The organism is Streptomyces sp. GC420 (assembly GCF_009916105.1).
Lineage (GTDB): Bacteria > Actinomycetota > Actinomycetes > Streptomycetales > Streptomycetaceae > Streptomyces.
In genome coordinates this window covers 1-1,846 of sequence record NZ_JAAAXQ010000702.1, presented here as the reverse complement: position 1 = coordinate 1,846, position 1,846 = coordinate 1, and the positions used below count along the sequence as shown (strand labels likewise).

The window sequence follows — 1,846 nt, the reverse complement described above, 5'->3', positions numbered from 1 at the left end:
GCTCGGGCCCGGAGCGGGCCCGACGCGGTGCGGACCCCGCGCGGCGCCGGGGCCGACGGGAGAGTACGAGGCCGGTATCCCGGTGCGGGGGCGATCGCCGAAGGGCGGCGCCCCCGCACCAGGACGGCACGCGGATCAGGAAGAGGGACGCCGGCCACCCGGTTCCGGGGGAAGCGTGATGCTGTGGCCGGAGTCCAGCAGCGCCGGCAGGTAGGAGCGCAGGGCGAGGACGCTGGCGCGCCGGTTGCCGCCCGCGTCGTGGGAGAGGACAACCACGCCCGGGCCCGCGCCGTCGATCACCGCACGGGCGATCCGGTGGGCTGAGGCGCCGGCACGCCAGTCAAGGGTGTCCACGGTCCAGGCGAGCGGCTCCATGCCCAGTTCCGCGCCGATTTTGAAGGAGACCCCGTTCCAGGCCCCGTAGGGTGCCCGGTACCACCGCGGCGGCTCCCCCGCCGCTTCCTCGATGACCTCACTGGTACGGGTGAGCTCCTCACGGATCCTGGTGGGGCTCAGCCGGGTCATGAGCGGATGGGACCAGGAGTGGTTGCCGACCACGTGCCCCTCGTCCATCACCCGCCGCACCAGGTCCCGGTGGGCGTCGGCCATCTCACCGACCACGAAGAACATCGCCCGCACGTCGTAGCGCCGCAGGACACGCAGCACCTCCGGGGTGTAGCGGGGGTCGGGCCCGTCGTCGAAGGTGAGCACCATGCCCCGGGTGTCTGCGTCGAGGCGCAGGAAGGGCCTGCTGCGCACCGGGGGCCTCATCGGGCGGTACTTCGGCGGGCTGTACGCGGTCATGGGCTGGAGCCGGTACGCCGTGGCCGGCCGGACCCGGACACCGGAGACCCCCTCGGGCGGCGCACCGCCGGCCGGCGCCGGCGCCGCCGGGGAACCGGCGGGCGATCCCGCTCCGGGTGCGGCGGCGGGCACGCGGTGGGGGGCGTTGGCGCCGCCGATGCCGAGGGCGGCCCAGCCGGTCGCCACCATTCCTAATCCGGCCGCTCCTCGTAGGACCAGACGGCGCGCCATGAGAATCTCATCCTTTTTCATGATTAATGGCTCGCACGAGGGATTCCGCCGGGCCGTGAGCGACACCGCGCCGACCCGCGAAAGCACCCGATGGAACCAGCCGCCCGGGCGGGCGGCCGCGCGCCCGGGGACCCCGGTCGCGGCGCCGACGATCTTGTCGGCCCGAGCGGCACCGTGAGCGGGACGGGCGGACCGCACGGCGTAGGCTGCTGAGCGTGAGAGACCAGCAGCACGTCTTCGAGCGCGGTACGGACGGCCCGAAGGTGATCGTCGTCGGGGTGGACGGTTCCGACACCTCGATGCGTGCCGCCGCGTACGCGGCGGGTCTCGCCCGGCGCCAGAAGGCACTGCTCGCCCTCGTCTACGTGCAGCCGGTGATCGCGGCCGGAGCCGCGCTCGGCGCACCCGTCGCCCAGACCACGGCCCAGGTCGCCGAGGAACTCGTCAACGAGATCAGGGTCGCCGCCGAGCGGCTCAAGGGCGTCTTCGAACTGCGCTGGGAGTTCCACACCTTCATCGGCGACCCGTACAACGGCCTGGTGAAGGCGGCGGACGAACTGAAGGCGGACGCGGTGGTGGTCGGCGCCTCCGAGCAGGCCGGGCACCGGATCATCGGCTCGGTGGCGCTGCGGCTGGTGAAGGCCGGCCGCTGGCCCGTCACCGTGGTGCCGTAACCCGTGGCACTTGACATCCTCGCCGCCCTGAAGGACGGCGATTCCCGCCTACCGCGCCGTTGAAGGCTGCGGTGTCGAGTGGGTTCCTGCTTCGCCGCGCGGTGCCGGGACGAGTCCCGGTCTTACCTGCGCTCCAC

At 73.3% G+C, this 1,846-nt stretch carries 2 protein-coding genes; one reads left to right on the top strand and one right to left on the bottom strand.

Annotation, left to right across the window (positions count from 1 at the left end; all coding sequences use genetic code 11):
• Window positions 1–135 precede the first annotated feature (135 nt).
• On the bottom strand, window positions 136–1,056 hold the full coding sequence (locus GUY61_RS37925; protein ID WP_166634832.1) for a polysaccharide deacetylase family protein: 921 nt from the start codon (window positions 1,054–1,056) through the stop codon (window positions 136–138).
• A 194-nt stretch (window positions 1,057–1,250) separates the two neighbouring features.
• Here GUY61_RS37925 and GUY61_RS37920 point away from each other — a divergent pair, with 194 nt between their 5' ends.
• Complete coding sequence (locus GUY61_RS37920; protein ID WP_166634831.1) at window positions 1,251–1,709, top strand: universal stress protein; 459 nt, start codon at window positions 1,251–1,253, stop codon at window positions 1,707–1,709.
• Window positions 1,710–1,846: the final 137 nt, after the last annotated feature.

Bases quoted from the DNA above. Each gene is read 5' to 3' on its own strand.
- GUY61_RS37925 (WP_166634832.1), bottom strand. From the start codon at position 1,056: ATGAAAAAGGATGAGATTCTCATGGCGCGCCGTCTGGTCCTACGAGGA.